Source organism: Amycolatopsis thermophila, from assembly GCF_030814215.1.
In the GTDB taxonomy this organism is placed as follows: domain Bacteria; phylum Actinomycetota; class Actinomycetes; order Mycobacteriales; family Pseudonocardiaceae; genus Amycolatopsis_E; species Amycolatopsis_E thermophila.
The window spans coordinates 3,018,625-3,042,624 of record NZ_JAUSUT010000001.1; the positions used below are offsets into that span (position 1 = coordinate 3,018,625).

The window sequence follows — 24,000 nt, forward strand, 5'->3', positions numbered from 1 at the left end:
CGTAGGGTGTCGGGGTGCGCGCAGTCGTCTTCACCGAGTTCGGGGCAACACCGCAGGTCCGCGAAGTGCCCGACCCGGCGCCCACACCCGGCGGGGTGGTCGTCGCGGTCGAGGCGACCGGCGTGTGCCGCAGCGACTGGCACGGCTGGCGCGGCCACGACAGCGACATCGCGCTCCCGCACGTCCCGGGTCACGAACTGGCCGGTCGCGTGGTCGCCACCGGTGACCGCGTGCGCCGTTGGCAACCTGGTGACCGCGTGACTGTCCCGTTCGTGTGCGCGTGTGGTGCGTGCGAGCAGTGCGTCAGCGGCAACCAGCAGATCTGCGCGAACCAGACCCAGCCCGGGTTCACGCACTGGGGCTCCTTCGCCGAGCTGGTCGCACTCGAGCACGCCGACGTCAACCTGGTCCGCCTGCCCGGCGACCTCGACAGCACCACCGCCGCCGCGCTCGGCTGCCGGTTCGGCACCGCGTTCCGCGCCGTGCTGCGGCAGGGCCGCGTCAGCGCCGGGCAGTGGGTCGCCGTGCACGGCTGCGGTGGCGCGGGGATCTCCGCGGTCATGCTCGCCGTCGCCGCGGGTGCCCGCGTGGTGGCCGTCGACGTCTCGCCGGACGCGCTCGCGCTGGCCACGAAGATGGGCGCCGAAGTCGCCGTGGACGCGACCGGCGACACCGCGGCCGCCGTCCGGGACGTCACCGGCGGCGGCGCGCACGTCTCGCTGGACTGCGTCGGGCTCCCGCAGACCTGCGCGGTTTCCGTGGCGAGCCTCCGCCCGCGCGGCCGGCACGTGCAGGTCGGCCTCATGCCACCGGGACAGGGCGTGCCGCCGATCCCGATGCACCGCGTCATCGCCGACGAGCTGGTCCTGCTGGGCAGTCACGGAATCCAGGCCCACGAGTACCCGGAGATGCTCGCGCTCATCGAACGGTCCACAATGGACCTCCGGGCGATCGTTGGCCGCCGCATCACGCTCGACGAGGCGCCGGAGGCGCTGATGGCGATGGACGATCCGGTCGGCGGCGCCGGCGTCACCGTGGTGGAGCTGCGGGTGTGAAGGCGCCGGGGAGTTACCAGGAGCTGGCGGAGCTGCTCCGGAGCCGGTTGCCGAAGCTGGCCTCGGGGCAGCTGCGCATCGCCCACCTGCTGCTCGCCGACCCGGAAGGCACGGCCTACCGCGGCATCTCCGAGGCCGCGAAGCTGCTGGAGGTCCGCGAGTCGTCGGTGACCCGGTTCGCGAACTCCCTGGGACTACCCGGATATCCCGACGTCATGGAGCTGTGCCGGACGTGGGTGGCCGAGCAGGCGCAGGTCGCGCGGCGCACCGGGCAAGCCGGCGAGCCGGAGAGCCCGGGCGGCCTGCTCTCGGCGACACTGGAGCAGGAACAGACCAATCTCGCGCGCACCTTCGGCCAGGTGGAACGACCGTCCTGGCTGCGGGCGGTGGAACTGCTCGCCGAGGCGCCGCGCGTGCACGTCATCGGGCTGCGGGAGTGCCGGGCCGTGGCGGACCTGGCCGCGCAGCGGCTGGGCGAGGTCCTGCCCGCCGTGCACCGGCTCGGCGGCGGATCGCTGCCCGACGAGCTGAAAGAACTGTGCGAGGACGAGGTTCTGCTCGCGATCTCGATTCGCCGCTACGCGGCGGACACCGTGCGGGTGGTGTCCTACGCGCGCGAGACGGGGCTGCCCGTGGTCGCGCTGACCGACAACCCGGCGTCGCCCCTGGCGGAATCCGCTGAGGTGGCGTTGTTCGCCGAGACCAGCGGGGTTTCGCACAGCCGCTCGCTCACCGCGCTCCTCGCCGTTGCCCAGGCGCTGGTCACCGAGGTCGCGCTGAAGCTGGGCGACCCCAAGCCGGACCACCGCCTGCTCGACACCCTCCGCTTCTACTACTGACGCACGAAAAGGCCGCCCCCACCAGGAGGGCGGCCTTCACGCGCTCACTTCAGTACCGCCGGTCGACGACCGTTCCGTTCGGGTACCACTGGATGTAGCCCCACTGGAAGTTGTTCCGCCGGCCGCCGGCCGAGTTGAACTCGCCCGACGTCGGGTAGCCGAGGTAGGACTTTTCCCAGCCCAGCGCCGACCACCGCGCCCGGATGGCGCCGTAGACCTCGTGCGCCCCGGTCGACGGCGAGAAGTAGATCGACGCCGCCTTGCTGAAGTGGTTGTACCGGCCGGCACCGTCCGGCGTGACCAGTTCATCGGTGACCGGGTAGCCCATCGGCCCGGCCTCCCAGCCGGTCTGCTGCCACACGGTGCGGATCAGGCCCCAGACCGAGTGGGCGCCGTTCGCGGGCGTCCAGTAGATCGAGCCGTTCTTGCTGAAGTGGTTGTACCGGCCGACACCGTCGGGCGTGACCAGTTCGTCGGTGACCGGGTAGCCGAGCGGCCCGGCCTCCCAGCCCTTCTCCGCCCACTTCTCGCGGATCACACCCCAGATCGCGTGCGTCCCGGTGTTCGGCGAGAAGTACACCGACGCCGTCAGCGTGCCCGGCGTACCGACGTAGTGGTTGTACCGGCCCACACCGTCCGGCGTGGTCAGCTCATCGGTCGTCGGCGCGCCGAAGCGGGTGTGACCGCCCAGCTCGAGGTACTTGCCCAGGATCGCGCCGTGCACCTCGTGCACGCCGGTCTGCGCCGACCAGTACATCCGGCCGTTCTGGTAGACGCGGTACCGCACGTTGCCGTCCTGCACCTCGGGCGCGGTGGGGGCGCCGAGCAGCGTGCGCACGGCAGAGTCGTTGTTGTAGCGCTGGTCGATCGGCGTCGCGTAGTTCGCCGTCAGCGTCACGTCCGAAGCACCGATGGTCAGCGTCCGGGTTCGCGCGGTGGGACCGTCGGCCCACGCGGAGAACTTCGACGCGCCGTCGGAGGCGGTCTCCGCGGCCACGACGTCGAGCGTCGTGCCCTCCGTGACCATCGCGGAGTTGCCCCCGCCCTCGGCCGGGATCTGCAGCGACGCGGGCAGGTTCGACAGCAGCGTCAGGCGGTGCCGCCGCGGCCAGGCCGTGTAGCTCGTCGACGTCGACACGCCCGCGCTGTCGGTCACCGTGGCGGTCAAGACCATCCGCGAGTCGGGGTGATCGGTGAACGGGAGGGTGAACGTCGCACCACTGGCCCCCACGCCCGGGTGCGAGTGGCAGGTCGCCTCCTCCGGGCAGTGCAGCACGGTGCTGGTCCAGTTGACCTGCAGCGGACCGTCCTCGGCGTCGGTGGCGGTCGCGGACAGCGACACGTTCTCGCCGACCGCGAACTGCGCGGCGCCGGGATCGGTCAGGGTGATCACCGGCGTGTGGTTGGCCGGTGCGACGGTGAACGTCGTGGTCCCCGCCGCGCCGAGCTTGTCCCGCACGGTCAGCGTCGCGGTGTACGGGCCGTCGCCGGTGTAGGTGTGGGACGCGGTCACGCCGGTCCCCGCGGTGCCGTCACCGAAGTCCCACGAGTAGGTCAGCGTGTCCCCGTCGTAGTCGCTGGACCCCGACGCGTCGAAGGTGACGGTGCGGGTCGCGGGATCCGTGGTGGTCGTCGCCTTGGCCACCGGCTTGCTGTTGCCGGTCGGGAAGCTGAGCCGGCGCAGCTTGCCGGTGTAGATGTCGGCGTAGACGATGTCGCCGTTGGGCGCGGCCGCGAACTTGACCGGGCCGCCGATGTCGGTGGCCCACGGCGGGTCCTGCGGTGCCTGCGTCAGCGTGCCCGCGGTGTTCCACCGGGCCGTCCACAGCTTCTTGCCGACGTAGTCGCCGAAGAAGTACGCGCCCTGGTACTCCTGCGGGTAGCTGGTGCCGGTGTAGACGATGCCGGCGGTGATGCTGTTGCCCTGGTTGGAAGCGCTTCCGTGGTGGTACTCCCACAGCGGCGCGGTGTTCGTCACCGACGCGCAGCCGGGCAGTTCGGCGTAACCGGGGGTCAGGTGGTTGCCCTCCCAGCACGGCCAGGCGTAGTTGCGGCCCGGCTGCACCAGGTCGAGCTCCTCCCACTCGTTCCAGCCGACGTCGCCGACGACGGGCAGGCCGCTGCTCGGGTCGAGCGTGAACCGGAAGGGGCTGCGGAACCCGCTGGCGAAGACGCGGCTGCGGGCGGCGGTGGGGTTGGCGGCGTCGTAGTACGGGTTGGCCGGGACACCGCGCCCGTCGGCGGTGAGGTGCAGGATCTTGCCCTGCAGGCTGTTGACGTCGACGGCGCGCAGCGCGTTGGGGTCCACGCGCGTGTAGTCGGCGTTGTCGCCGATGGACAGCCACAGCGTGCCGTCGTCGGCGGCGATCAGGCCGGTCATGCCGTGGACGTCGGAACCACCGGGCAGGTCGATGATCGTCTGCTCGCCGCTGATCCCGGTCGGATCGGGCGAGCCGGTGACCGTCCACCTCGCCAGCCGGAGCGTGAACGACGTCGCGTTCGGCACCGAGCGGATCAGGTAGATGGCCTTCGAGGTGGCGTAGTCGGGCGCCACGGCGACGCCCACCAGCCCCAGGTCGCCCTCGTTGCGGACGGTCAGGGTGCGCAGCGTGCGGGTGGTGCTGCCATCGGCGGACGTCCAGTTCAGCTTGCCGCTCTTGGCGGTGCTCAGGAAACTCCCGTCCGGCAGGTAGGCGAAGTCGGTGAGGTCGAAGGCGGCTTGGCCGGTCGCCTGGTCGAGCAGGACGAAGCCGGGGGGCGGCGCGGCGGCGGCCTGCGGAGCCGAGATCGCCGTCACCAGCCCCAGTGTGATCAAGCCGGTCCCGATGAGCGCGAAAACGCGCCTCAGTAACCACCGAGAGTGCATGTATCCCCCTTCCAGGCGTACGCCTTCTCTTCGCCTGAAAGAGGGAATTCGTTGCCGTCAGTTATTGACCTGTGATGCGAGGTCCTTGCCCGAACGCGCTCTCGCCGGTGATCGCCTTGCTTCTGCCGGGGCCCGCGGGGTCCCTTGTGGACGGACGTTGGGGATGGCCGCGGGCCTGCCCGGGTCACGGCCGGCAGATGATCCACAGGACGCAGGTCGGGGCCGGCCGGGTGGGCGTCGTGGTGGTCGGGTTGGTGGTGCGTCCGCCGCTCGGCGTGGTGCCGGTTTGGCCGGGGTCGGCCGGGGTGCCGGTCTCGGTGCCGGAGGTCGGCGGATCACCGGAGTCGGTGACGGTGACCGTTGCGGTCGAGGTGTGGGTGCGGGACTTCGTCTGCCACGGGATGCCGTCGTCGCCGTCCTCGGCGCCGGCGGACTCGTTGGTCACGACGACGTGGGTGGAGCTGTTGGTGCGCTCACTGCTGTTCTGCTCGGGCAGGCCGCCGCCGGCGAGGCCGCCGGTCGGGCCGTGCGGGAGGCTGAAGATCGCGGCCTGGTCGTCGGGCTGGGTGTCGGCGCCGACCTTGACCAGGATCGCGGCGAGGCCGCACCCGAGGATGACGGCCATCATGACCGCCACGACCTGCATCCGGGATCGCGGCTTGCGCTCCTGCTCGGTCCAACCCTCGCGTTCGAGCAGTTCGGCCACCGACACTTCGTCGTTCACCGGACCCACCTTTCGGACGCGAAGGCATACCGACAGTTGCGCGCATTTGTACCGCAACCGGGTGAACTAGAAGCAGGCAGGGTGGTAAAACAGCGTCCAAATTACCGTGTGTGTTGGGAAATCGCGCGTTGCGCCTCGGTTAGTCAACCTTCAGCAACGCCCGCACCCCGTCGATGGCGCGTTCGAACGGCTCCGGCGACCCGGCCGCGCGGGCGAGCACGTAGCCACCCTGCACGGCGGCGGCGATGGTGGCGGCGGTGGCGTCCGGGTCGAGGTGGGGCGGGAGCTCGCCGCGCTGCCGGCCTTCGTCGATCACGCGGCTGATGCGCTGCTGGAGCCACTCGAAGGTCTCGTGCACGGGCCGGCGGAGTTCTGGGCTGGCGATGATGTCCGGATCCTGGGCCAGCCGCCCGATCCGGCAGCCGCGCAGGACGTCGCGTTCGCGCGACAGGTACGCCTCGATCCGCTCGGGGGCCGTGCCGTTCCCGGAGAGGGCGGCCTCGGCCTCGGCGCGCAATTCCCCGGCGCTGCGCTGGATGGCCGCGAGTGCCAGGTCCGCCTTGCCGGTGAAGTGGTGGTACATGCTGCCCTGGCCGGCGTCCGCGTGCTGCTGGATGGCCTTCGGGCTGGTGCCCACGTAGCCGCGGTCCCAGAGGAGTTCCTGGGTGCTGCGGATCAGTCGCTCCGGGGTGTCCACGGTTTCTACTGTACCTACTGGTAGGTACGGGTGGGCGGTTCTTGTGGGCGGTTCGTGGGGTCCGGGTTGTGGGGCCAGGGACGGCTGGAGGGATGTGGGTCGGGCGGCTGGAGGGTTGTGGGCCCAGGGACGGCTGGGACGTTGGAGGGGCTGCGACTGGGCTTGTCGCGGGCGCGTGACTGGACCAGCGGCAGGCGCTTGGCTGGACGAGTGGCGGGTCTGTGACTGGACCAGTGGCGGGCGCTTGGCTGGACGAGTGGCGGGTCTGTGACTGGATCAGTGGTGGGCGTTCGGCCGGGCGAGTCGCAGCCGTACGAGGGGGCACTTCGTGGCTATACGAGCGAGATTCTCGTGGCTGTACGAGGAGGGGGTTTCGTGGTGGCGCGCGGGGGATTCTCGTGCGCGCTCGAGTGGCCCACCGGTCGGCTCGCGAGAGGATTCTCGTCCCCGCGAGAGGGGAATTTCGTGTCTGCGGGCGGGGGATTGTCGTGGGCGCGTCCGAGTGAGCCGCCGGTCGGCGCGTGCGGGGGAATCTCGCGGCTGGGGGATTCTCGTGGGCATTCGAGCGGGCCACTGGTCGGCGCACGAGGAGGAACCTCGTAGAGGAGCGAGGAGCGAGGAGCGAGGAGCGGGGAGGGGAGCGGGGACGAGGTCCCGTCCGTGCCCGATCGGGGTGCTCGTCGCCGCGCTGGGGGGAATTTCGTAGCTGCCGGCGGGAAAGGAATTTCGCGCGGCCGCGGCTGGGCTGTTCGTCGCCGCGTGAGGGGGCCATTCGCGGGGCACGGCTGGGCTGTTCGTTGGCAGGTGAAGGGGAACCGCGTGTTGGGCGCCAGAGGGGATCTCGTCGGGGCGCGAAAGGGAACCTCGTGACGGCGCGGCTGGGCCATTCGCCGGGGGTGTGAGGAGGATCTCGTGCCGGTGCGGCTGGCCCGCTCGCTGGTCTCCGAAAGGGAACCTCGTGCCGCCGCAAGGGGAATCGTCGGGGCAGCCGAGGCAACTTAGATCAGGCGTAGATCAACCCCACCGCGAAGCAACACGCAGCCGCGATAAGGCAGCCCGCCCGTGCCCGACCGTGGAGCAACACGCAGCCGCGGCAGGCCGCCCGCCCGGACCCGACCGCGGAACGGCACGCAGCCGCGACAGGCAGCCCACCCGCACCAGGCTGCGAAAGCGACGGACATCCGATGCAGGCCGCCCGCCCGCACCCGGCTGCGAAGCGACCGGCACCCGTGGCGCGCCGCGCGCCCCCGACCGTCTATCGCGAAGCAACGCACATCGGCAGACCTGCCGGCCCGCCCGACCGCGGAAACAGCAACGCACATCGGCAGGCCCGCCGCCCCGCCCGACCGCGGAAACAGCAACGCACATCGGCAGGCCCGCTGCCCCACCCGACGGCGGAAACAGCTCAGAGCAGCTCGGGCGCGTGCTGACGCACCGCGGCCAGCACTTCGTCCACGGTGGGGTTCACCATGGCCGCGGGACCGACGAACACCGTCGGCACGGTCTCGTTGCCGTTGGCCACCTCGCGGACCCGCTCGGCCGCTCCGGGCTCCTCCCAGATGTTGACCTCGGTGAACGGCAGGCCGGCACGCTCGAGCCCCGCGCGCAGCGCCATGCAGAAGCCGCAGCCGGGGCGCCAGTAGAACTCGACCGTGCCCGCGCCGGTGCGCTCAGTGTTCATGCGTTCAGGTTAACCGCTCACGAGACGACGTTGTGATGTCGTGATCCGAAGGCAGGTAACACGAAGGTGGCACTTCTCGAATAAACCGAACGCAGCGTGACGAACCCGTCCCGCTCCCTGCAGCACGGGGGAGGCCCGTTGTCTCGAAAGATGCACAGATTTCGTCGTGCGCTGTTACCCCTCGTGGTTGGCGCGTTGGCCGTCACCGCGACTCCGACCGCTGTGGCGGACAACACCACGGCCGCACACGACACTCTGCGCACCGGCTGGGACGACGACGAATCCGGCCTCGCGCCGGCGCAGGTGAGCGCCACCGACTTCGGCCAGCTTTTCGCCGCTCAACTGGACGGGCAGATCTACGCCCAGCCGATCGTCGCCGGTGGGGTCGTCATCGCGGCCACCGACAACAACCAGGCGTACGGCCTCGACCCGGTCACCGGCGCCCAGAAGTGGCACGTCTCGTTCGGCAAGCCCTTCGCCGCCGCGACCGTCAGCTGCCAGGACCTCACCCCGAACATCGGCGTCACCGCAACGCCCGTGTACGACCCCGGCACCGGAACCGTCTACTTCACCTCGAAGGTCGACGACGGCCCCGACGCCCAGCACCCGCACTGGTACCTGCACGCCCTCGACGCGAAGACCGGCGCCGAACGCACGGGCTTCCCCACCACGATCAAGGGCGCCCCGAGCAACAACCCGGCCGTCCCCTTCAACCCGATGACCGCCATGCAGCGCCCCGGCCTGCTGCTCCTCGACGGCGTCGTCTACCTGGGCTTCGCGAGCCACTGCGACCGCACCCCGTACGTCGGCTACGTCGTCGGCGTCGACGCGGCCAACGGCGCGCAGACCACGATGTGGGCGACCGAGGCCGCGGCCTCCGACGAGGGCGGCATCTGGCAGTCCGGCTCCGGCCTGGTGTCCGACGGCACGGGCCGCATCATCGTCGCCACCGGCAACGGCGTCGCGCCCGCGCCCGGCCCCGGCGACCTGCCGCCCAACACCCTCGGCGAGTCCGTGGTGCGCCTGCAGGTCGGCGCCGACGGCAACCTGACCCCGGTCAGCTTCTTCAGCCCGCACGACAACACCAAGCTCAACCAGGACGACGCCGACCTCGGCTCCGGTGGCCCGATGGCGATCCCGGCCGGGTACGGCAACGCCGCGCACCCGCGGATGGTCGTCCAGGTCGGCAAGGACGGCCGCATCTACCTGCTCGACGCCGACAACCTCGGCGGCTCCGGCCAGGGCCCGAACGGCGGCGACCAGGTCGTCGCCATGACCGGTCCCTTCCAGGGCGTGTGGGGGCGTCCCGCGTTCTGGGGCGGCGACGGCGGTTACGTCTACGTCGTCGGCGCCAGCGGCCCGCTGCGCGCGCTCAAGTACAACTCGGCCGCGCCGTCGCTGACCTCGGTCGGCACCACCGCCGACAACTTCGGCTACACCTCGGGCTCGCCGGTGGTCACCTCGAGCGGCACCACCTCCGGTTCCGCGCTGGTGTGGGTCATCTACAGCACCGGCCCGACCGGGGCGAACGCCCAGCTGCGGGCCTACGACCCGGTGCCGGTCAACGGCGTGCTCAAGCTGCGCTACTCGGCGCCCATCGGCACCGCCACCAAGTTCTCGGTGCCGGGCACCGACGGCGGTCGCGTGTACGCCGGCACCCGCGACGGCAAGCTGTACGGCTTCGGCCGCCCGACGACGGCCGTGCTCGCGACCAAGCCCTACGACTTCGGCTCCGCGCCGGTCGGCCAGACGACCGGCGGCACCGTCACCGTGACCGCGAACCGCGACCTGACCGTGAACGGCGTCGCCACCGAGGCGCCGTTCACCGCCGCCCTCGGCGCACCCGTGACGCTGACCAAGGGCCAGACGCTGTCCGTCCCGGTCACGTTCACGCCCACCACGTGGGGCGGCGCCACCGGCAGCATGACGTTCACCACCAACGCCGGCACCGCGGCGCTCGACCTGCACGGCCAGGGCACCCAGCCCGGCCTCGGCGCTAGTCCGTCCACTCTGGACTTCGGGCCGGTGCGCACCGGCGCGGCGAAGGAACTCGGCGTCAACATCGTCAACACCGGCACGCAGGCCGAGACGATCACCGGTGTGACCGGACCGACCGGTTCGTTCACTTCGAACACCCTGCCGTCCACGGGAACGGTGCTGCAGCCGGGTGCGTCGCTGACGGTGTCCGTCGTGTACACCCCGTCCGGCGGCACCGACACCGGTGTTCCGGAGAGCTCGCAGTTCACCGTGACCAGCGACCAGGGTTCGGTGACGGTACCGCTCAACGCGACCGCGCTGTCCGGCCAGCCGCAGCTCACGCTGGAGCCGGAGCTCGTCGACTACGGCATCGTCGCGGTCGGTCAGCCGGTGACGAAGACCTTCACGATCGCCAACACCGGCACCGTGCCGCTGACGATCACCAAGGCCAAGGCGCCCGAGGGCGTGTTCCACACCGACGACCCGCTCGCCGAGGGGCAGGTGCTCCCGCCCGGCGACGAGCTGCAGCAGACGGTGACGTTCACGCCGGCCGACGCCTACCCGGCCTCCGCGCAGTACCAGATCACCGGCGACGACGGCCGGGGCGCGCAGATCGTGACCCTGACTGGCAACATGGACCCGATCACCGACTACTACAACAAGCTCGGCGGCGCGCGGGACTCCTACCTGAGCGACCCGGTGTCCGGTCAGTACCCGACCGCGAACGGCGGTGAGGCGCAGGACTTCCGCGGCGGCACCATCTACTGGTCGCCGAACACCGGGGCGCACGCGGTCCAGGGCGCGATCCTGGAGCGGTACAAGGCGATGGGCGGCCCGTCGAGCTCGCTCGGCTACCCGGTCACTGACGAGCTGGCCACGCCGGACGGCATCGGCCGGTACAACCACTTCGAACAGGCCGACGGCGGCTCGATCTACTGGTCGCCGAACAGCGGGGCGCACGCCATCCAGGGCGCGATCCGGGCGAAGTGGTCGCAGCTGGGCTGGGAAGCCGGGCCGTTGGGCTACCCGGTGACCGACGAGCTGGCCACGCCGGACGGCATCGGCCGGTACAACCACTTCTCGCGGGCGGACGGCGCCTCGATCTACTGGTCGCCGAACAGCGGTGCCCACGCGATCCAGGGCCAGATCCGCGACAAGTGGGCCGCGCTCGGCTGGGAGGCCGGCGGCCTCGGCTACCCGGCCACCGACGAGCTGGGCACACCCGATGGCGTGGGCCGGTACAACCACTTCAGCAAGGACGGCTCGATCTACTGGACCCCGGCCAACGGGGCGCACTCGATCTGGGGTGCGATCCGGACGGTGTGGCAGCAGACCGGCTGGGAGGCCGGGCCGATGGGCTACCCGGTGACCGACGAGCTCACCGCGCCCGACGGGGTGGGCAAGTACAACCACTTCAGCAAGGCCGCGTCGGTCTACTGGTCGCCGTCGACGGGTGCGCACGAGATCTACGGCGCCATCCGGGACCGCTGGGCCCGGCTCGGCTGGGAGACGTCCTACCTCGGCTACCCGACCTCGGGCGAGTTCGCCGCCGACGGCGGGCGGCGGAACAACTTCCAGTGGGGCTACATCCAGTGGTACCCGAACGGAACGGTCGTGGACCGGCGGTACTGACGTGAAACGGGGAGGCCATCCGCACCGGTGGCCTCCCCGTTCCTCACGGGATGACCTTGCGCTTGCGCAGGTCGTCGAAGATCGACAGGAACATCTCCTCGGTGTCGACGAACTCGTGGAAGCCGAACCGGCGCGCCTTGGAACCGTCGGCGATCACGTCGTAGTCCCAGCCGAACACGAAGTCGCCGAACCGCCACGCGGACACCTCGTCGTAGGACGCGGTCAGGCCGTACCGCTCGCGCATCTCGTTCCACAGCGGTTCCTTGTCCGCCATCACGGTTTCCAGCGACATCCGCAGCGGCGGCGCGACCTCGAGGTCGAACCAGCGGGCCAGTTTCGGCCACAGGCCGCTCCACCGGAACAGGTCACCGTTGTTGATGTTGAACGCCTGGTTGGCGCAGCGCTCGTCGGTCGCCGCCCACACGGTCGCCTTGGCGAGCAGGCCGGCGTCGGTCATCTCCAGCAGCGAGGTGTAGGCGCCGGGTTCGCCCGGGAACCGCAGCGGCACACCGAGTTCCTTCGAGATCGACGCGTACACCGCGATCACCGTCGCCAGGTTCATCGGGTTGCCGAGCGCGAACCCGCACACCACCGACGGCCGCAGCGCCGACCACGTCCAGGCCTTGCCGGATTGCCGCCGCTCCAGGAAGTTCTGCTGGTCCACATTGAACTCGGGCGGCATGTGCCCGGCGTCGTCCTCGCGGGCCGGCGTCGGGAACGGGCCCAGGTGCGCGCCGTAGACCTTGTAGCCCTGCATCAGGCTGATGTGCCGCAGCCCTCGCGCGACCGGTTCGATCGCGTCGACGAGGTTGACCAGCATGCCGACGTTCGGCGGCACCAGCTCGGCCCACGTCGGCTTGTCCTGGTAGGCCGCGTAGAAGACGTCCGTCACCTCGGTCAGGCCGCGGAGCTTGTCCCTGGCGTCGGCGGGGTCGAGGAGGTCGACCGCGATGTGCCGCACGCGCCCGCGGTCCGCGCCGCCGCGCCGGGACAGGCCGATGACGTCCCAGTCGCCGAGGGAGACCAGGTGGTCGACCAGGTTCCCGCCGATGACCCCGTTCGCCCCGGCGACCAGGGCGACCTTGCGTTCGTTGTTCATGGGACCAGCGTGCGCCGGCCCCGCCGATAAGTCGAAGTCCTCTTTGTCAGCGGAGCCATGAGCAACGTTCATGGCTCCGCCTGACGGCAGGCAGCGCAACCGTTCCCCATCGACGGACCGCCCCGCCGGCCGGGCGCCGGTGCACCTGCGGCGGCTCAGCCCCAGGTCCGGCCGGTGATCCGCTCGTAGACCTCGATGTAGCGGCTGCGCGTGGTCGCCACCACGTCGGCCGGGATCTCCGGCGCCGGCGGGGTCTTGTCCCAGCCGGTGCCGCTCACCCAGTCGCGCACGTACTGCTTGTCGAACGAGAACTGCGGGCGCCCGGGCCGCCAGCGGTCAGCGGGCCAGAAGCGGGACGAGTCGGAGGTGAGGACCTCGTCGCCGAGGGTCAGCACGCCGTCGGCGTCCCAGCCGAACTCGACCTTCGTGTCGGCGACGATGATCCCGTTCCGGGCGGCCCGCTCGGCGCCGGTGCGGTAGATCGCCAGCGTCAGGTCGCGCAGCCGCTCCGCGGTCTCCCGGCCTTCCTGCGCGACGACGTCGTCGAAGGTGATGAACTCGTCGTGCCCCTCGGTGGCCTTCGTGGTCGGGGTGAAGATCGGCTCGGGCAGCTTGCTGCCCTCGACCAGGCCGGGCGGCAGCTGGACGCCGGACACCGTGCCCCGCTTCTGGTACTCCTTGAGGCCCAGGCCGGTCAGGTGGCCCCGCGCGATGCACTCGACCTGCACCATCTTCAGCGGCTTCACGCGGATGGCGCGGCCGGCGAACTCCTCCGGCACGTCGGTGGACACCACGTGGTTGGGCACGATCTCCGTCAGGTGCTCGAACCACCACAGCGACAGCTGGGTGAGCAGCTTGCCCTTGTCCGGGATGGGGGTGGGCATCACCACGTCGTAGAGCGAGATCCGGTCGGACGCGACGAGCAGGATGTCCTCCCCGTCGGAGTAGAGCTCCCGGACCTTGCCCGCGTAGATGTGCTTCATCGTCCCGTCCCGTGTCGCTGAATCCGCCGGGTCCATCCTACGTTGCTGCTCAGCGGGCATTGACCTCGACCTTGCTCGAGGTTCCTCCTGGTCCGGCGTCATGAACCGGGCCGCACTCTCGTCGCCGTCGCATAAGCTGCGTTCATGACGCTGCGTCAGCTGGAGTACCTGGTGACGATCGTCGACGCGGGCTCGTTCACCCGCGCCGCCGAGTTGCTGCACGTGACGCAACCCGCGTTGTCGCACCAGGTGCGGGCGCTGGAGCGGGCCACCGGCGGGCCGCTGCTGGAACGGTTGCCGCGGTCGGTGCGGCTCACCCCGATGGGGCGCGCGATGCTGCCGCACGCCCGCGCCACCCTGGCGGCGGCCCGGAAGTCGGTGTCCGCCGCGCGGCAGGCGGCGGACCTGCAGTGCGGCGAGATCATGGTGGCGACCGTGTACTCGCTGAGCCTCGGGGTGCTGCCGCCGGTGCTCAAGGCGTGGCGGCGCGCGTACCCGGACGTGCACGTGCGGCTGTTCGAACACCGGCACGCGGACGAGCTGGCCGCCGCGATGGCGCAGGGCCAGGCCGACCTGGCCGTCGGACCCGCACCGTCCGATTGGGACGGTCCGGTGCATCCGCTGGGCGAGGAGGAGTTCGTCGTGGTCGTCCCACCCGGTGACCCGGCGGCCGGGTCGGCGCGGGTGCGGCTGGCCGACCTCGCCGACCGGGAGTGGGTGCACTACGCGCCCGGCAACGGGCTGGCGGACCTGCTCGACCAGGTATGCGCGGCCGCCGGGTTCCAGCCGCGGGCCTCGGTGCGGACGGAACAGACGGCGGCCGCGCCGTCACTCGCCGCGGCCGGTCTCGGGCCGGCACTGGTCCCGGCGAACGTCCTGCCGCCGCGGTTCCCCGGGCAGCTGCTGCGCCCCGACCCGCCGGTGCGGCGCACCCTCGCCGCCTACACCCGGTCGGGCGCCGACCCGGTGACCGCCGCGTTCGCCGAAATCCTCCGCCGGAAAGCGATTCTGGTGCCCGGTCACGTCGAGCGGTGCCTGCATTAGGCGACGCGTGATCCGTTTCGCGTTATATTCCAGCCTCCACCGGCGCTGCCGATCAACTGGGAGGGTCCATGCAGGAGCGCCCCTGGCTGTCCGACGACCAGCTCCGGGCCTGGGTGCACTACCTGGGCGCGCACACGCTCGTGCAGCGCGCGCTCGAACGGCACCTGCACGAGGCCGCGGGGATTTCCCACGCCGAATACGAAATCCTCACCCGGCTGGACGGCGCACCCGGCCGTCGCATGCGAATGGGTGAGCTGGCCGCGGTGCTGTTCTCGCCGGGCAGCAGGCTCAACTACCGGATCACCCGGCTGGCCGGGCTGGGCTGGGTCCGCCGGGAACAACACCCGACGGACCGCCGCGGCCTGTACGCCGTCCTGACCGACGAGGGGGCCGATTTCCTCCGCGGCGTCACACCCGGATACCGCCAGGCCGTCCGGCGCCACGTGGTCGCCCCGCTGACGGACGAGGAATTCGCCGAACTCGGCCGCCTCAGCCGCAAGCTCTTCCAGCACCACCTCGCGCGGGGCGATTAGGACACCACCACGCCGCCGCAGGCCAACCGCCGGGCGCGGGCCGCCTACGACCGCTGCAGGAAGGCCGCCAGGGCCGCGTTGAAGGCGTCCGGGCGCTCCAGGTTCGGCATGTGCGCCGCGCCCTCGACGACCACCAGTTCGGCGCCCGGGATGCGGGAGTGCGTGAACTCGGCCTCGGCGACCGGGGTGTACTCGTCCTGGTCGCCGACCACGACCAGCGTGGGTACCCGGATCTCGCCCAGCATCGGCACGTAGTCGGGCCGCTCGGCCCGGCCGAGCAGCGCCGCGGCGGCGCCCTCGGGCGAGGTTTCGCGCATCATCCGGTGGACGTGCTCGGCGACGTCCGGCATCGCGGCGACGTTGGCCGGGGCGACCATCTTCGTCAGGACCTCGTCGGCGTACGGTCGGAGACCTTCTCGGAGCAATCTGGCGGCCATCTCGGCGCGCAACCGCTTCCCCTCGTCCGTCTCCGCCCGCGGCGTGGTGTCGGCGAGAACCAGCCCGCGGACCCGGTCGGCGAACAGCCGGTGCACCTCGAGGACGATCTGGCCGCCCATGGACAGCCCGCCCAGGACGAACTCGCCGACGCCCAAGCGGTCGAGGAGCCCCACGATGTCACGGGCGAACACGTCCAGCGGCGTGGTGCCGGGGACGACGGTGCTGTCGCCGTAACCGCGCAGGTCGGGGGCGATCACGCGGTGGCCGCCCGCGCCGAAGTGCTCCAGCTGCGGCGCCCACATCGACCGGTCGAACGGGTGGCCGTGGACCAGGACCAGTGCCGGCCCGGAGCCCTTGTCGTCGTACGCGATGTCCATGTCCCGACGGTAGGACTCGTGATAACCTCGGTGCAATAGAAACATTGCACTCGGAGCAATCATGCGCGACTACCGGGCGATCGCCGACGCGGTCGCTTCCGACATCACCGCGGGACGGCTGCGGCCCGGCGACCGCCTGCCGCCGCAACGCCGGTTCGCCCGGCAGCACCGGATCGCGGAGTCGACGGCCGCGCGGGTCTACGGCGAGCTGGTGCGGCGCGGACTGGCGGTCGGGGAGACGGGACGCGGCACGTTCGTGCGAGCGGGGGCGCCCAAGCCGGAGTCCGCGCTCGCCGAACCCGCCGCGGCGACGGTCGACCTGGAGCTGAACTTCCCGCTGCTGCCCGAGCAGGCGGAGCTGATCGCCGCGAGCCTCGGGCCGCTGCTGCGCCCGGACGTGCTGGGGGACGCACTGCGGCCCGCGGTCGTGACCGGAACCGCCGCGGCCCGGGAGGAGGCCGCACGGGTGCTGGCGCGCGGCGAGTGGGCGCCGGAGCCCGGGCAGGTGCTGTTCACCGGTAACGGGCGGCAGGCCATCGCGGCCGCGATCGCCGCCCTGGTGCCGGCCGGGGAGCGGCTGGGGGTCGAGGAGCTGACGTACCCGGTGGTCAAGGGCATCGCGGCGCGCCTCGGCGTGACACTGGTGCCGCTGGAGATGGACGAGCACGGTGTGCTGCCGGACCTGCCGCCGCGGCTGCGCGCGGTGTACCTGCAGCCGGCGCTGCACAACCCGCTGGGCGTGACGATGCCGGACTCGCGGCGCCGGGCTCTGGTCGAAGAGTTGCGGGCGCGGGACCTGCCGGCGATCGACGACGGGATCAACGGCTTCCTGCGGCCGGACGTCGCGCCGCTGGCGGAGCTGGCGCCGGAACGGACGGTCGTGCTGGACAGCCTGTCGAAGCGGCTCGCGCCGGGTCTGTCGCTGGGGTTCGTCGTGGCGCCGCCCGCGTTGCGGGAGCGGTTGACCGCGGCCGTCCGGTCGGGCGGCTGGGCGGCGGCGCGGTTCCCGATGGCCGCGGCGACGCGCCTGATGGCCGACGGCACGCTGGCGAAGATCGAGACCGCCAAGCGCGCGGACGCCTCGGCCCGGCAGGAACTGGTCCGCACGCGCCTGGCGGGGTTCGACGTGCGGGCGGACCCGCGCGCCTACCACTGCTGGTGGGAGCTGCCCGAGCCGTGGCGGGCGGAGATGTTCGTGGCGGCCGCCGCGCGCGCCGGGATCGCGGTCACCCCGGCGGCGGCGTTCGCGGTGCGGCCGGGCCGCGCGCCGAACGCGGTGCGGCCGGGCCGCGCGCCGAACGCGGTGCGGCTGGCGCTGGCCTCCCCGCCGGCGGACGTGCTGGCCGGGGCGTTGCAGACGCTGGCCACGCTGGCCCGGTCGAGTCCCGAGGACAGCGGCATCGAGTGAACGCTCGCCGCGCGGACGGGCGCCGGCGCGCCTAGGTTCGGAAACCATGGCCACCGAAGACACCGACCCGCCCGCGGCCTCGGCGGCACCCGAGCCGCCCGGCGGCCTCGCCGCCGATCTGCGGGACGCGATCGCCCCGCGGACCGTCCTGCTCGTGATCGGCGTGCTGCTCCTGCAGCTCGGCTTCATCCTGTCCTACGTCGGCGCCTTCCACAGCCCGGCACCGCACCGGGTCGCCGTCGCCGTAGTCGGTCCACAACAGACGGTCGACCGGATCAACGCCATCGAGGGCACGCCCATCGAGGCCTCCGTCAGCACCGGCGCGGACGAGGCGCGCCAACGGATCCTCACCCGCGACGTCCAGGCGGCCTACGTCGTCGACACCGCCGGCACGACCGACACCCTCCTGGTCGCCACAGCGGGCGGCCCCGCGCTCGCCACCGCCGTCGAGCAGGTGTTCACCCAGCTCGGCGCCGCCCAGCACCGCGGCCTGACCGTCCAGGACCTCGTCGCGCCGCAACCGGGCGACGGCCGCGGGCTCACCGCCTTCTACGCCGTGGTCGGCTGGCTCGTCGGCGGCTACCTCGCCGCCGCCGCGCTCGGCATCGCCAAGGGCGCCCGGCCGGCGACCCTGCGCCGCGCCGCGATCCGGCTCGCCGCGATGGTGCCGTACGCGATCGTGTCCGGGCTCGGCGGCGCGCTCGTCGTCGACCAGCTCCTCGGGGCGCTCACCGGCCACTTCGTCAGCGTGTGGTGGATCGGCGCCGCACTGACCTTCGCCGCGGCGACCGTGACCATGGCCTTCCAGGTGCTGTTCGGGGTCATCGGTGTCGGCATCACCGTGCTGATCTTCGTGATCCTCGGCAACCCGAGCGCGGGCGGCGCCTACCAGACCGAACTGCTGCCCACGTTCTGGCGCGCGATCGGTGACGCGCTGCCGAACGGCGCCGGAACCGCGGCGATCCGCAACGAGGTGTACTTCGGCGGGCACGCGACCGGTCGCCCGATCCTCGTGCTGCTGATCTGGGGCGTCGCCGGGCTCGTGGTCACGGTGCTGGCCTCGGCGTTGCGGATCCGGCGGGAAAACGCCGGCGATTCCACTACCCTGACCGGATGAAGGAGCGTTCCCTGCCCAGCGGCGAGGAAGCCCAGGCCATGATCGCCGAGGCGCGCAAGGCGCTGTGGGTCATGGTCGGGTTCCTCGCCGTCATCTGGATCGTCCAGATCGTCAACTGGGCCACCGGGTACCGGCTCAGCTTCGACCTCGGCATCGAATCGCGGGACGTGAGCTCGCTGCCGGAGATCTTCACCGCGCCGTTCCTGCACGGCAGCTGGGGCCACATCGAGGGCAACTCCGGGCCGCTGTTCATCTTCGGGTTCCTCGCCGCCTACCGAGGGGTGCGCCGGTTCTTCGGCGTCACCCTGCTCATCATCGTCGGCAGCGGGCTCGGCGTGTGGTTCGTCGCCGGTGCCAACACGATCACCGTCGGCGCGAGCGGTGTCGTACTCGGCTACTTCGGCTACATCATCGTGCGCGGGCTGTTCGACCGCCGCCCGATCGACATCGTGATCGGGCTCGTGATGGCGCTGTGCTTCGCCTACCAGTTCGCCGCGCTGCTGCCCGCCGAGGAGGGCATCAGCTGGCAGGGGCACCTGTTCGGCTTCGCGGCCGGCGTGATCGGCGGATGGGTGTTCCGCGAGCGGCGGCGCAAGCAGGTCGAGCCCGCGCCCGCGGACCCGACGGTCACGCTGGATCCGCCGAAGCAACCCTGATACCGGCGAACAGGTCGTCCTCCGGCGGCTCGGCCGGGACCAGCGAGCGGGCCAGCACGTAGTCCTCGGTCGGCCACACCGCCCGTTCCAGGTCGCGCGGGTGCCGGAAGAACGGGTGATCCGGGGCGACCTGGGTTTCGTGCGCGCGCAGGGCGCGGTCGCGGACGTCGAAGTAGTCCGCGCAGTGGACGCGGGTCGTCACCGCGACCTCGGTCTCCGGCAGTTCGGCCAGCACCTCGCCCATGCCGGAGTCGATGCCGCGCGCGGTCATCGCGTCGTGCAGGGCCTGGAACCACGGCCGGGACAGCGTGGCGAGGTAGTACAACTTCGCGATGCGCCAAGGGGTCGCGGCGACGGCGTCGAACGCGGCGACGGCGACCTCGTGGGTGCGGACGTGGTCGGGGTGCGGGTAGCCGCCGGTCTCGTCGTAGGTGACGAGCACGTCCGGGCGGAAGTCGCGGATCGCGTCGACGAGCCGCTCGACGGCGTCGTGGAGTGGTTGCCGCGCGAAGCTGTCGGCGGGTGGGGCGTCGGTGAGGCCGGAGTCGCGGAAGCCGAGGAAGCGGTGCCGCACACCGAGGATCTCCCGGGCGCGGGCCATCTCGCGCCGCCGGATGGCGGGCAGGTCGGCCCGGACCTCCGGGGTGTTCAGGCGCGGGTTGAGGACGTCGCCGCGCTCGCCGCCGGTGCAGGTGACGACCAGGACGTCGACGCCTTCCGCGGCGTAGCGGGCCAGCGTCGCGGCGCCCTTGCTGGACTCGTCGTCGGGGTGCGCGTGGACGGCCATCAGGCGCATCGGATCTCCTTTGTTGGGTTCGACCTAATTTAGATCGGACCTAATCTTGGGTCAAGCCTAATTTTTCGATAGGCTGCGCGGGTGAAGCGTGGGCTGAAGAAGCAGCGGACCCGGCAGGCGATCTCGGACGTGGCGACGCGGTTGTTCATCGAGCACGGGTTCGAGGCGGTCACGATCGCGCGGATCGCGGACGTGGCGCAGGTCGCGAAGATGACCGTGACCAACCACTTCGCCCGCAAGGAGGACCTGGTCTTCGACGTGCACGAGGAGTTCGTGGCGAGCCTGGCCGCCATCCGGGGCCGTCCGCTGGTCCTGGCGCACCGCCACGCGTGGTTCGACGGCCTCGCGCGCGGAGACGCGCTCCTCGGGTTCGCCGGCCCGGAGTTCGCGCGGATGGTCGTCGCCAGCCCGACGCTGCTCGCCCGGCTGCGGGAGCTGCACGAGGAGCGGGAGAAGGCGCTGGCGGAGTCACTGGACCTGCCCCCGGACACGGCCCGAGCGGCGGCGGTCCAGATCGCGGGGGTGCACCGTGCCCTGTTCGACGAGGTGCTGCACCGCATCGCGGCGGGCGCGGCGGACGAGCAGGTGCGACAGGAGGTCGGCCCGCTCGGGGTGCGGATGTTCGAGCTGCTGGAGGCAGGACTGGGCGTGCTCGGCTGACACGCCTCCCGCCGCCCGGGCCGCCGTGGGTGGGCGCGGGCGGCCTCGGCGCGGCCAGGGCTCGCGGTCCGGCGCGGTGGGCAGCGTGTTGGCTCATCACGTGCCGCCCGATGCGTTGGCCCCTGACTCGGCGGGCCGGTCTCGCTGAGTCAGGCCCGTGGCGGGCGCTCAACGGGCGTGGGCGAACGGCCCGGCCCGGCCCGCCGTGGCTTGCGTAGCGGGCCATTCACGGAGTGCGCGGGGCGTCGTGTCGGCGCATTCGGGCACCAGGGCATCGGGGCCCGTGGCCGTGCTGACCCAACAGGCGCGGTCCCGCGAATCAGGCCCGCGGCCGAGGCCCATCGCGCGGGCGAACAGCCCGCAGCCGCGGCCCGAGCGCAGCCAAACCGACGGCGTGCGCGGGGCGCGGTCGTGTCGGCGCATCCGGGTGCCCAGCGCTTCGGGCCCGTGGCCGTGCTGAGTCAACACGCGCGGCCACGCGAATCGGGCCCGTTGGCCGGCGCCCATCGGGCGGGCGAACAGCCCGCAGCCGCGGCCCGAGCGCAGCCAAACCGACGGCGTGCACGGGGCCGGCCGTGGTGGTGCAACGGGGCACCACCCGCCGCATCAAGCCTGCGGCAGGACTGGTCAGCGCGTCAGGCGTTGCCCGCGGAGGCCTGCTTCGCGCGGGCGAGGAGCAGGTCCCGTTCCCGGGCGTTCCGCGTCAGCGACGCCGCCCGGCTGAACTCGGCTTCGGCTTCCTCGAAGCGGCCCACCTTGGCCAGCAGGTCGCCGCGGACGGTGGGCAGCAGGTGGTAGCGGGCCAAAGCCGGCTCGGCGGTCAGCGCGTCCACCAGCGGCAGCGCCGCCTCCGGCCCAGCGGCCATCGACACCGCAACCGCCCGGTTCAGCTCCACCACCGGCGACGGGGTCACCTGTGCCAGCTCGCCGTAGAGCGCCGCGATCCGCGCCCAATCGGTGTCCTCGGGCGTCCCCGCCCGGGCGTGGCACGCGGCGATCGCGGCCTGCAGCGTGTACGGGCCGCGCCGCGCGGACAGGCTCTCCGCCCGCGCCAGCGCCGCCAGTCCGTGCCCGATCAGCAACCGGTCCCACTTGGCGCGGTTCTGGTCCATCAGCAGGATCGGCTCGCCGTCGGCGGTCACCCGCGCCCGCGACCGCGACGCCTGCAGTTCCATCAGCGCCACCAGCCCGAGCACCTCCGGCTCCTGCGGCGCCAGCCCGGCCAGGATCCGCCCCAGCCGCATCGCGTCGGCGCACAACGCGGGGCGCATCCAGTCGTCGCCGGCCGTGGCGGAGTAGCCCTCGTTGAAGATCAGGTACACGACCTCGAGAACCGACCCCAGCCGCTCCGCCAGCTCGGCGCCGACCGGCACCTCGTACGGCACCTTCTTCTGCGCGAGCGTGCGCTTCGCCCGCACGATCCGTTGCGCCACAGTGGATTCCGGCACCAGGAACGCGCGGGCGATCTCGTCGGTGGTCAGTCCGCCGAGCAGCCGCAGCGTGAGTGCCACCCGCGCCTCGGTCTTGAGCACCGGGTGGCACGCCGTGAAGATCAGCCGCAGCAGGTCGTCGGGCACCTCGTCCGGCTCGACCGCGATCGCGTCCTGCGTGGTCTCCAGGTCGAGGCCCAGCTCCTCGTGCTTGCGCTCGGCCATCTTCAGGTGCCGGAAGTGGTCGATCGCGCGGCGCTTGGCGATCGTCATCAGCCACGCGCCCGGGTTCGACGGCACCCCCGCGGACGGCCACTGCTCGAGCGCGGCCACCAGCGCGTCCTGCGCCAGCTCCTCGGCCAGCCCGACGTCCCGCACCATGCGCACCAGCGCGGCGATCAGTTTGGCCGACTCGATGCGCCAGACGGCGTCGATCGTGCGATGTGCCTCGGTGACCGTCACGGTCACCGAGCACACCACCTCACCCCGCCGACGGCAAGGCCCTACCGGCCCTGCTGCTGCTCGACCTGCTGGCGCAGGCGCGCCTCGTGCTCCCGCAGCTCCGGAGTCATCGCGTCACCGAAGTCCTCCTCCGAGGCGACCTGCCGGATCTCGATCGTGGTGTTCTGGAACGGCGCGCGCTTCATCCATTCGATGACCTCTTCGCGGGAGGACACCTCGAGGATCCAGAATCCCGCGATCAGCTCCTTGGTCTCGGTGAACGGGCCGTCGAGCACGGTCGTGCCCTGGTCCGAGTAGCGCAGCCGCACGCCCTTCGAGCTGGGCAGCAGGCCCTCACCGGCGAGCATCACACCCGCCTTGACCAGCTCCTCGTTGAACTTGCCCATCTCCGCGAGATCCTGCTCGGTCGGCATCGCGCCGCCCTCGGTGTTCTCGTCCGCCTTGACCAGGACCATGAACTTCATGTCGTCTCCCTGCTTTCCGTGGTCGTCCCCGCGGGACTGTCACCATGGCATCGATCGGGCACCGGGCGTTTCGACAAGACGGGACAATTTTCTTTCGGGAATTCGCGGGCCGTAGGGTCGGCACGTGTCCGTGCGTGAGCTCGTCGTGCTGGGGACCGGGAGCCAGGTGCCGACCCGGACCCGCAACCACAACGGTTACCTGCTGCGGTGGGACGGCGAAGGACTGCTGTTCGACCCCGGCGAGGGCACGCAGCGGCAGATGCTGTTCGCCGGGGTCGCCGCCAGTGCGATCACGCGGATCTGCCTGAGCCACTTCCACGGCGACCACTGCCTCGGCGTGCCGGGCGTGGTGCAGCGGCTGTCCCTCGATGGTGTCCGGCACCCGGTGGTCGCGCACTTCCCGGCCTCGGGCGCGGAATTCTTCGCGCGGCTGCGGCACGCCAGCGTGTTCCACGAGACCGCGGAGCTGGTCGAAGCGCCGGTCGCGGAGCCGGGTGTGATCGCGACGGGTGTGTTCGGGCGGCTGGTGGCGCGGCGGCTGGAGCATCCGGTGGAGTCGTTCGGGTACCAGCTGGTCGAGCCGGACACCCGGCGGATGCTGCCGGAGCGGTTGGCCGCTCTCGGCGTTCAGGGACCGGTGGTGGGCCGGCTGCAGCGGGACGGCGCGGTCGACGTCGACGGGCGGCGCGTGGAGCTCGACGAGGTGAGCGCGCCGCGCCGGGGCCAACGGTTCGCGTTCGTGATGGACACCCGGCTGTGCGACGGGGTGTTCGAGCTGGCCGACCGTGCCGACATGCTGGTGGTCGAGTCGACCTTCCTGTCCGCGGACGCCGCGTTGGCCACCCGGTACGGGCACCTGACGGCCGCCCAGGCCGGGCGCGTGGCGGCCGAGTGCGGGGTGCGGAAGCTGGTGCTGACGCACTTCTCGCAGCGGTACGGCGACGCCGGCCTGTTCCGCGCCGAGGCGGCGGAGGCGTTCGGCGGGGAGATCGTGGTGGCGGAGGACATCAGCCGGATCGCGGTGCCGACGCGACGCGCGGCGCGGCTGGTGGCGGAGTAGCC

20 protein-coding genes are annotated in these 24,000 nt (G+C 71.8%); 10 read left to right on the forward strand and 10 right to left on the reverse strand.

Features of this window, described 5'->3' with window-relative positions:
* Positions 1-14 precede the first annotated feature (14 nt).
* Both FB470_RS15025 and FB470_RS15030 read left to right on the forward strand, forming a co-directional pair.
* A complete protein-coding gene (locus FB470_RS15025) occupies positions 15-1,055 on the forward strand; it encodes a zinc-dependent alcohol dehydrogenase family protein (RefSeq protein ID WP_306992111.1) in 1,041 nt (346 codons plus the stop codon).
* Complete coding sequence (locus FB470_RS15030; protein WP_306992113.1) at positions 1,052-1,894, forward strand: MurR/RpiR family transcriptional regulator; 843 nt, start codon at positions 1,052-1,054, stop codon at positions 1,892-1,894. The genes FB470_RS15025 and FB470_RS15030 overlap by 4 nt, the downstream gene beginning before the upstream one ends.
* Positions 1,895-1,943: 49 nt before the next feature.
* Here the strand turns inward: FB470_RS15030 and FB470_RS15035 are convergent, their stop codons facing one another.
* The 4 genes from FB470_RS15035 to FB470_RS15050 form a co-directional block, all read right to left on the reverse strand.
* The gene (locus tag FB470_RS15035) at positions 1,944-4,700 is read right to left on the reverse strand and encodes a PQQ-dependent sugar dehydrogenase (protein WP_306999279.1); all 2,757 of its coding nucleotides are present in this window, start codon (positions 4,698-4,700) and stop codon (positions 1,944-1,946) included.
* Between the two features lie 244 nt (positions 4,701-4,944).
* Complete coding sequence (locus FB470_RS15040; protein ID WP_306992115.1) at positions 4,945-5,484, reverse strand: hypothetical protein; 540 nt, start codon at positions 5,482-5,484, stop codon at positions 4,945-4,947.
* Positions 5,485-5,623: 139 nt separating this feature from the next.
* Positions 5,624-6,181, reverse strand: coding sequence for a TetR/AcrR family transcriptional regulator (locus tag FB470_RS15045; protein WP_306992117.1), 558 nt, complete (start codon positions 6,179-6,181; stop codon positions 5,624-5,626).
* Between the two features lie 1,405 nt (positions 6,182-7,586).
* Complete coding sequence (locus FB470_RS15050) at positions 7,587-7,862, reverse strand: glutaredoxin family protein (protein WP_306992119.1); 276 nt, start codon at positions 7,860-7,862, stop codon at positions 7,587-7,589.
* A 222-nt stretch (positions 7,863-8,084) separates the two neighbouring features.
* On the opposite strand from FB470_RS15050, the gene FB470_RS15055 reads away from it, so the two are divergent.
* Positions 8,085-11,471, forward strand: coding sequence for a choice-of-anchor D domain-containing protein (locus FB470_RS15055; protein WP_306992121.1), 3,387 nt, complete (start codon positions 8,085-8,087; stop codon positions 11,469-11,471).
* 43 nt (positions 11,472-11,514) lie between these two features.
* On the opposite strand, the gene FB470_RS15060 is transcribed toward FB470_RS15055, so the two are convergent.
* On the reverse strand, positions 11,515-12,570 hold the full coding sequence (locus FB470_RS15060; RefSeq protein WP_306992123.1) for an SDR family oxidoreductase: 1,056 nt from the start codon (positions 12,568-12,570) through the stop codon (positions 11,515-11,517).
* A 155-nt stretch (positions 12,571-12,725) separates the two neighbouring features.
* Positions 12,726-13,553, reverse strand: a complete 828-nt coding sequence (locus FB470_RS15065) for a phosphoribosylaminoimidazolesuccinocarboxamide synthase (RefSeq protein ID WP_306992125.1) — start codon at positions 13,551-13,553, stop codon at positions 12,726-12,728.
* Between the two features lie 144 nt (positions 13,554-13,697).
* Here FB470_RS15065 and FB470_RS15070 point away from each other — a divergent pair, with 144 nt between their 5' ends.
* Together FB470_RS15070 and FB470_RS15075 are read left to right on the forward strand one after the other, a co-directional pair.
* Complete coding sequence (locus tag FB470_RS15070) at positions 13,698-14,597, forward strand: LysR family transcriptional regulator (RefSeq protein WP_306992127.1); 900 nt, start codon at positions 13,698-13,700, stop codon at positions 14,595-14,597.
* Positions 14,598-14,665: 68 nt separating this feature from the next.
* Positions 14,666-15,130: a MarR family winged helix-turn-helix transcriptional regulator gene (locus FB470_RS15075; RefSeq protein ID WP_306992128.1), complete on the forward strand. Its 465-nt coding sequence runs from the start codon at positions 14,666-14,668 to the stop codon at positions 15,128-15,130.
* 44 nt (positions 15,131-15,174) lie between these two features.
* Here the strand turns inward: FB470_RS15075 and FB470_RS15080 are convergent, their stop codons facing one another.
* The gene (locus FB470_RS15080; RefSeq protein ID WP_306992130.1) at positions 15,175-15,945 is read right to left on the reverse strand and encodes an alpha/beta fold hydrolase; all 771 of its coding nucleotides are present in this window, start codon (positions 15,943-15,945) and stop codon (positions 15,175-15,177) included.
* Positions 15,946-16,006: 61 nt separating this feature from the next.
* On the opposite strand from FB470_RS15080, the gene FB470_RS15085 reads away from it, so the two are divergent.
* Genes FB470_RS15085 through FB470_RS15095 form a run of 3 tightly spaced genes read left to right on the forward strand, consistent with a single transcriptional unit; the run spans position 16,007 to position 19,126 of the window.
* The gene (locus FB470_RS15085; protein ID WP_306992132.1) at positions 16,007-17,353 is read left to right on the forward strand and encodes an aminotransferase-like domain-containing protein; all 1,347 of its coding nucleotides are present in this window, start codon (positions 16,007-16,009) and stop codon (positions 17,351-17,353) included.
* Positions 17,354-17,399: 46 nt separating this feature from the next.
* Positions 17,400-18,470: an ABC transporter permease gene (locus tag FB470_RS15090; RefSeq protein ID WP_306992134.1), complete on the forward strand. Its 1,071-nt coding sequence runs from the start codon at positions 17,400-17,402 to the stop codon at positions 18,468-18,470.
* Positions 18,467-19,126: a rhomboid family intramembrane serine protease gene (locus FB470_RS15095; RefSeq protein ID WP_306992135.1), complete on the forward strand. Its 660-nt coding sequence runs from the start codon at positions 18,467-18,469 to the stop codon at positions 19,124-19,126. The genes FB470_RS15090 and FB470_RS15095 overlap by 4 nt, the downstream gene beginning before the upstream one ends.
* On the opposite strand, the gene mca is transcribed toward FB470_RS15095, so the two are convergent.
* The gene (gene mca, locus FB470_RS15100) at positions 19,098-19,922 is read right to left on the reverse strand and encodes a mycothiol conjugate amidase Mca (RefSeq protein WP_306992137.1); all 825 of its coding nucleotides are present in this window, start codon (positions 19,920-19,922) and stop codon (positions 19,098-19,100) included. The genes FB470_RS15095 and mca overlap by 29 nt on opposite strands.
* Positions 19,923-20,003: 81 nt before the next feature.
* Here mca and FB470_RS15105 point away from each other — a divergent pair, with 81 nt between their 5' ends.
* Positions 20,004-20,582, forward strand: a complete 579-nt coding sequence (locus tag FB470_RS15105; protein WP_306992139.1) for a TetR/AcrR family transcriptional regulator — start codon at positions 20,004-20,006, stop codon at positions 20,580-20,582.
* A 635-nt stretch (positions 20,583-21,217) separates the two neighbouring features.
* Here FB470_RS15105 and FB470_RS15110 read toward each other — a convergent pair.
* Together FB470_RS15110 and FB470_RS15115 are read right to left on the reverse strand one after the other, a co-directional pair.
* Complete coding sequence (locus FB470_RS15110; RefSeq protein ID WP_306999282.1) at positions 21,218-22,474, reverse strand: RNA polymerase sigma factor; 1,257 nt, start codon at positions 22,472-22,474, stop codon at positions 21,218-21,220.
* 41 nt (positions 22,475-22,515) lie between these two features.
* The gene (locus tag FB470_RS15115) at positions 22,516-22,938 is read right to left on the reverse strand and encodes a YciI family protein (RefSeq protein WP_306992141.1); all 423 of its coding nucleotides are present in this window, start codon (positions 22,936-22,938) and stop codon (positions 22,516-22,518) included.
* Between the two features lie 124 nt (positions 22,939-23,062).
* Between FB470_RS15115 and FB470_RS15120 the strand changes: the two genes are divergently transcribed.
* Entirely contained in the window at positions 23,063-23,998 is a 936-nt protein-coding gene (locus tag FB470_RS15120) for a ribonuclease Z (RefSeq protein ID WP_306992143.1), read from the forward strand.
* Positions 23,999-24,000 lie beyond the last annotated feature (2 nt).